The organism is Alteromonas sp. S005 (genome assembly GCF_036864475.1).
GTDB lineage: Bacteria > Pseudomonadota > Gammaproteobacteria > Enterobacterales > Alteromonadaceae > Alteromonas.
The window spans coordinates 120,686-127,711 of record NZ_JAZETN010000014.1; the positions used below are offsets into that span (position 1 = coordinate 120,686).

Sequence of the window (7,026 nt, forward strand, 5' to 3'; positions counted from 1 at the left end):
TATGGCAGCACTTATTTTAGTTTTAGGCGATCAGCTCACCGAGACCTTACCGGCAATTAGCGATGCTGTGAAAAGCAAAGATACCATTCTAATGGCGGAAGTGCGTGAAGAAGCGACCTATGTGAAGCACCATAAAAAGAAAATAGCGTTCTTATTTAGCGCAATGCGCCATTTTGCTAAACGTTTACGTGATGAAAGTTTTAATGTTAACTATATTCACTACACCGATAGCACTAACAAAGGCGACTTACTTGCACAAGTGAAGCACGCATTAAGCGAAAAGGATTTTGATGAAGTAAAAGTGACCATGCCTGGTGAGTACCGCTTGCTTAAAAGTATAGAGCAGTGGGAAAATGTGCTTGGCATACCTGTTACCATTTGCGAAGACAATCGTTTCTTATCCACCCCTCAAGAGTTTACCGACTGGGCTGAAGGTAAAAAGCAGCTTCGGATGGAATTTTTCTATCGTGAAATGCGACGCAAGCACAACGTACTTATGGATGGTAAAAACCCTATAGGTGGTAAGTGGAATTACGATGCCCAAAATCGTGAATCTATGCCAGAAACTCACAAAGTACCAAAGCACACCACATTCGACATTGACGATATTACTTCAGATGTTATTGACTTAGTTAAAACCGAATTCAGCGACCATTTTGGCGATATTGATAGTTTTCACTTCGCGGTAACACGAGAAGATGCGCTCTGCGTTTTAAACACCTTCATAGATGAAAGGTTACCAAACTTCGGTCAGTATCAAGACGCAATGGTTGAGGGGAAGCCTTGGCTCTATCATTCTCACATCGCGTTCTACCTAAACTGCGGGTTATTGACCCCCAAAGAAGCCATTCAAACAGCCGAACAAGCGTACCATGCTGGCCAAGTACCTCTTAATTCTGCCGAAGGGTTCATTCGTCAGATACTCGGCTGGCGTGAATATGTGAGAGGTTTTTACTGGCACTTTATGCCGAATTTGAAAACTGACAATTATTTCAATAACGCTCGCTCGTTGCCTTCGTTCTTTTGGGATGCACAAACCAATATGAACTGTATGCGCCAATGTATAAAAGAGACCCAACAAAACGCCTATGCGCACCACATACAGCGGCTGATGGTGATTGGCAACTTCAGCCTGTTAACCGAACTGAGCCCCGAAGAGGTACAAGCTTGGTACTTGCTTGTTTATGCCGATGCCTATGAATGGGTTGAATTGCCTAACGTAGCGGGCATGATTTTGTACAGCGACGGTGGAAACTTAGCAAGTAAGCCTTACGTGGCGAGCGGTAGCTATATCAATAAAATGAGTAACTACTGCAAAAACTGTGGTTATCAGGTTTCAAAGAAAACCGGACCAAAAGCTTGCCCCTTCAACTACTTATACTGGCATTTTATTGATAAGCACAAAGAGAAGTTAAGTAACAATCACCGTATGGCGATGATTTATAAGACTTATGGGCGGATGAAAGAAGAAAATATAGAAACCATGAAACAGGACGCTACAATATTTCTAACAAAGCTGACTAAAAATGAAGAAGTCTGATTTGCCCACCAAAATCTGCCCAGTCTGTGATAGACCATTTACATGGCGCAAGAAATGGGAAAAAAATTGGGAAAATGTACGCTATTGCTCTAAACGGTGTGCTGGGAACAGAAAAAAGAGCGCGACCTGCTAATTAAGGATCCATGCAAGGAGTGTGTGATGGAAGCACCAATAACCGTTGATAGACTGCGTTTTCTTATCTTCAACGTAAAAGAGAAGTTGTGGGTAAAGCCGCTGTGTTTTTGCCTGCTTTCTATTTTAGTTGTATTTCTGGCCAAAGTCGCCGATGGCACTTCGCTTGCCGAACATATTCCTGAAATTAAACCTGACTCTGTTGAAACACTGCTTTCTATAATGGCGTCAAGCATGATGGTTATTGCCACATTTTCAGCAGGGACTATGGTCAACGCCTATGCATCGGCTAGCCAAACGTCAACGCCACGTTCTTTAAGCCTTATCATCTCTGACGATGTATCACAAAATGCGTTATCGGTTTTTATCGGTGCCTTCATCTACAGCGCCGTAGCACTTACTGCAATGACCCAGGCTTTTTTTAATGAAGCCGGGCTCTTCATTCTGTTTTGCTTAACGAGTTTGGTGTTTGCGATTGTGATTTTAACGTTTATTCGATGGGTAGACAGCGTTGCACGTTTAGGGCGCGTAGGCTCTACTATATTAAAAGTGGAAAAAGCCACACAACGAGCAATCGAAAAAAGAATAAAAACGCCATGCTTAGGCGCTGTACCCTTAGGTGCAATATCAGAAACTAAGATCAAAGAGCAGGGGAGTTACCCTGTTTTTAGTCAGAGAGTAGGGTATATCCAACTGATTGATATCGCGCGAATACAGCGGTGGGCCTGTGAAAACAATGCTTATGTTAATGTGAATATGCTACCGGGGGAATTCGTTACTCCCGATAAGGTACTTGCCTACGTTAATGAAAAAGATGACCTCGATAACATCGAGCAGGCATATACAATATCTGAAGAGCGCTCTTTTGAAGCTGACCCACGCTTTGGCTTTGTAGTATTAGGAGAAATAGGGTCGCGAGCACTTTCACCTGCAGTTAATGACCATGGTACAGCCATTAGCATTATTGGCAGTGTAACTAGACTACTACTGTTATGGAAGACATCACCATCTGCACCAATGGAAGAAAATGTTCAAAAGAATGAGGAATATCAATACGACCGTGTTTCGGTGCCAGAATTGTCCATTGACGACTTGTTTGATGACGCCTATACCAGTATCAGCCGTGATGGTGCGGCAAATATAGAAGTTGCTATTCACATTCAAAAATCACTTGGTGCTATCATCAATTGTTTTGACAAAGGCAGTGAGTTCAAAGCTTCAGCAACAAGTTTTGCAAAGCAAAGCTTTCATAGAAGTGAGCAGACTTTGGCATTTTCTGACGATATTAAGAGACTTAGAAAATGTTTTAATCAAAGCTCAGAATAACGAATTTTTACAAAGTGATAGTTGTGTTTTATGTGCCGAGCTAATATGTTTAATTATTAGTGAAACGCATGGAGATTCATATGCTTAAGCAACTTTTAGCAAGTGTGGGTATTGGTAAGGCTAAGGTCGACACTCTGTTACTTTCGGACAAGTTACAAGCAGGACAAACATTCGATATCGAAGTTGTTATTCAAGGCGGCGATGTCGAACAGCAGCTTCAAGGGTTAGAATTTGCTGTTATGGCAAGCGCAAAGACTGAGGCTGATTTAGGCGAAAGTGAAGTCGAATACAATAAGAGTGTCGTTCTGCAAAGCTGGCAACAATCCTTCAGTTTATTGATACAACCAGGTGAAACCGTCACTAAACAGTTCACATTGGACCTGCATCCAGAAGTACCGGCAACCTATTTATTTGGCCATCAAATTAGCAAGGTATGGTTACAGACAGGGCTGGATATCAAATCAGGATTAGATGCCAGTGATAAGGATGGCCTGACTATAGAGCCGTCTAAAACGCAATTAGCGGTATTGAAACTCATTTCTGATAGCGGATATCGATTATTCAAGTCCGATATAGAATTTGGTGGGGTTCGCGCACATGAATTCATGTCACATTTACCTTGTTACCAAGAGTACGAATTCAAGCCAGAATCCCGAAGCTTATTTGGTGCCCGAGAGTTAGAAGTCACTTTTGTAGATAATGGCACTGAAACTGGCGTACTAATTGAGGTCGATCGCGCATTTTTAGGCGATGGCTACAAAAGCACCTCTATACCAAACAGCTGCACTACGACAGAATCAGTTCGTTCTTATATTGAACCGCTTCTTGGATAACTTGCCCGTAACGTGTCGAATAACGCTACGCCGTTATTCGGCTCTTATGCATTAAGTATCTCAATATAACCATTTAAAATTTCAACTTTTATTACCGAGAAAACCCTTAATAAACTCACAAGTTTTTAATTTAAAAGTATCGACAGGGATATTGCACCCATCTTACGTTGAACGCTACCTGGCTTTATTAACAATACTCATTTCTAACAATTAATAATTTTATCAAAGAGCTTCATGCAGTTCGTTTAATTCATACTTAATTAAAACAAGGTGTGAATTTTTATTCAGCGAACATAATATCAATGAAGCAAGCACTATAAGAAAGCTAAGACTCTTCAAATTACCGCGTATAGAAAATCGCGTTGTACGTGAATGAAATCAAATAATCAGGATAATCCTGCTGCACATTTTACGTAGCGTACGATTCAACATATTACGTCCAAATCTAATCATCTGAGCGGTTTTAAATTAAAAGTACAGACGCAAGTGTGATGTTCACGCACAAGCGCCAATCTCAAAATCAATCCAACGCAGCAGCCACGCATAAAAGTCTGTAAGTAATCACAGCCAACAAACCAACCAAATAGAGCGGCATCAGCACCCTAATCGTCCATACACTCAATTACGCATAATGTATATTATGTTAAATAGGGTGTGGAACTAGATATGAAAAGGATACGTACAGCTTCATTATATTGTTAAGGACTTACCTACTGTTCGTGATTTAATTTTTTAACGGTTTCATCGACATTATGAATAAGATTTTAATACTCGATAGTTAAGCAACTAAATTAAAGGTTCTTTCTTTCACTTTGATTAAAAAAAGAACTTTTGCAGAATCTTGTGCGATATTTATCGTTATTATAAAAAAATCATTTATATGATTTAGCGCCAAATATGTCTTTGACGTTTACCCGATATCTTAAAGTTAATTAAAGACACTTGACTCATATTTAATGCTTTTAGAAAAATTCTATAATTAGCTCTAGGCCGTTAGAGACTCAACGCGAAAATCTGTCTTTGAGACGATGAAGCAACTTTTAGCGTTAATAAGAGCATTGCAAGTGCAATATTGATTAGCTGGATTTAGTGCTTGAGTTAAACTTATAAATACCATTATTTTGAGTTCAATAACGATCTAGTAATTCGCAAAATATAGATACGCAATCTAGCCATGTGGTTAAATATTGACGGCAGGTTTTCTTAGAGATTCATTCTATTTAGCACATAATAAATGCCGCGTTAAAAGTAGCTGTTAGGTTATGAAGGCACAGTCTAAGAAAAGCTCGTCACAAAACCTTATCGCCTATTCTTCGTCTTAATTTGGTTTCCGAAGAACAAAACAACCGTTAATACAATCGTCACCAAAAAGTGCCAAGACGACATTAAGCATATTTTTCCTAACGGCAAAGACCATAGACTTATCAATAATTAAGGTATTTTTATGCTTATTTTTCAGGCGCTCCTACGTGAAATCTGACAAAGAATTAGGGGTATTACCTAGCAGATTTTACGTAGCGCACGATTAAAAAGTGGGCACAAATTGAACAATATAGTCATCTAAACCGCGTTTGAGTTACTAGAATAACAGAAGCTTGGTTTTATATATTATTTCCTGGTAAACAAGACGTTTAAAACTGTTTGTTTATACAGTGGTGTGATAAAGTGTCAAACAATAAGCTGAGGTAAAGAGACTAGTTAAAGTAATCCGTCTCACGGGTTAGTCACTTTAGTTCACGCATGATAATTACAGTTATCATGCGTGAATATCAATTTATATCAATACCTTACAGTATCTTTAAAATTTAGCATAATACTCACATACTGTAGCTATCGGGTTATTTAATGTCGTTTAAACCAAATAACTTGCACTCATCTGGGCGAAGAATGTCTGCAGGAAGTGCTAATAACATTTCGAAGGTTGTTACAAAAGACACTGATACACAAACTAATGCCGTTGATTCGACTGCAGTGGGTAATTCAGGTTACTGCTCGAATGAATCCTCTACTAGGCTTTCAGCCAAGACACCGAAGACTCAAGAATCGACGACGCTTTCTTTGACGTCTAATGAACATAGTTATAGGGGTGACTACCAGCAATACTATCAGGATATTTTCACCAAACTTCCTTACAACACTCAGCGTGCATATATTAGCGACTATAATGAGTTTTCACTCTTTTGTAGGCAGCACGGCTTTAATGGATTCAAAAACGACTTTGAGCATAATGAGACCTGTATAAAGCATTATGTGGAAGAACTGTGTCGCTCTCCCCTAGCCTACAGAACTATTAAGCGTAGACTATCTGCACTTAGTAAATTCCTCGGTGTCGCAAAGTTGCCGAACCCCATTATTCGGTCGGCGTACTTAAGAGACTTTATTCGACTGTCGTTAATTGAAAATAGAAAGTATCGTTTGTCACATAAGCAAGCTGTTCCTCTTACCATAGATATGGTCGAACAGATTAACAACGCAATAATTCCAGATTCATTACTGGAACTTCGCGATCTGGCTATTATCAATTTAATGTTTGATGCTCTCCTACGAGCCGATGAATTAGTGCGAGTTTGCGTTGAGGATATATCCGCTCGTAATAACACTTTACTTGTCGTCTCTTCAAAAAGTGATCAATCCGGCCAGGGTCAATATCGTTATGTATCTTCTAGTACCATTTCTATGGTTCAAGAATATATCAGTGAAGCTAATATCGATCCAAAAACTAAACAACAGCGCCTTATCTCAGATTTACGCGGTCTACACAAAGGGATTTTGTTTAGGCGGCTCACTAACCATAAAACGGCTCTTTTGCCTTTTGACGAAAACATACCAAGCCATAAAGCAAATGTACTCAACTACTCAAGCGTTTATAGAATTTGGCAACGCATTGCTTATCGCGCAGGTATAAGTGAAAATATTACGCCACATAGTGGTCGTGTCGGCGGCGCTGTTTCTCTTGCAGAAGATGGAGCGTCCTTGCCTGAACTTCAGCTAGCTGGAGGTTGGCAATCACCGGAAATGCCTGGCCATTATACAAAGCAAGCAAACGTTAAGCGTGGTGGCATGGCTAGGTTGTCGGCGAAGAGAAAAAGATAAGGTGCTATTAAACAATGAAATACAACACAAAAAGTTACGCATAACCATTTTCAGTAATAATTGAGCCTGTAACAGATTCTGTGTAACTGCCATTAGTTAATA

Annotated in this window: 5 protein-coding genes; all 5 read left to right on the forward strand. The window is 39.7% G+C overall.

The window, feature by feature from the left end; translation table 11 throughout:
- Position 1: 1 nt before the first annotated feature.
- The 5 genes from V7R55_RS15345 (at position 2) to V7R55_RS15365 (ending at position 6,924) form a co-directional block, all read left to right on the forward strand.
- Complete coding sequence (locus V7R55_RS15345; RefSeq protein ID WP_334060168.1) at positions 2–1,540, forward strand: cryptochrome/photolyase family protein; 1,539 nt, start codon at positions 2–4, stop codon at positions 1,538–1,540.
- Complete coding sequence (locus V7R55_RS15350; RefSeq protein WP_334060169.1) at positions 1,527–1,673, forward strand: DUF2256 domain-containing protein; 147 nt, start codon at positions 1,527–1,529, stop codon at positions 1,671–1,673. The genes V7R55_RS15345 and V7R55_RS15350 overlap by 14 nt, the downstream gene beginning before the upstream one ends.
- A 26-nt stretch (positions 1,674–1,699) precedes the next feature.
- Positions 1,700–2,998, forward strand: a complete 1,299-nt coding sequence (locus V7R55_RS15355; RefSeq protein ID WP_334060170.1) for a DUF2254 domain-containing protein — start codon at positions 1,700–1,702, stop codon at positions 2,996–2,998.
- 80 nt (positions 2,999–3,078) lie between these two features.
- On the forward strand, positions 3,079–3,831 hold the full coding sequence (locus V7R55_RS15360; RefSeq protein ID WP_334060171.1) for a sporulation protein: 753 nt from the start codon (positions 3,079–3,081) through the stop codon (positions 3,829–3,831).
- Between the two features lie 1,845 nt (positions 3,832–5,676).
- Positions 5,677–6,924 (forward strand): tyrosine-type recombinase/integrase, encoded by a 1,248-nt coding sequence (locus tag V7R55_RS15365; protein WP_334060172.1) that lies wholly within the window; start codon positions 5,677–5,679, stop codon positions 6,922–6,924.
- Positions 6,925–7,026: the final 102 nt, after the last annotated feature.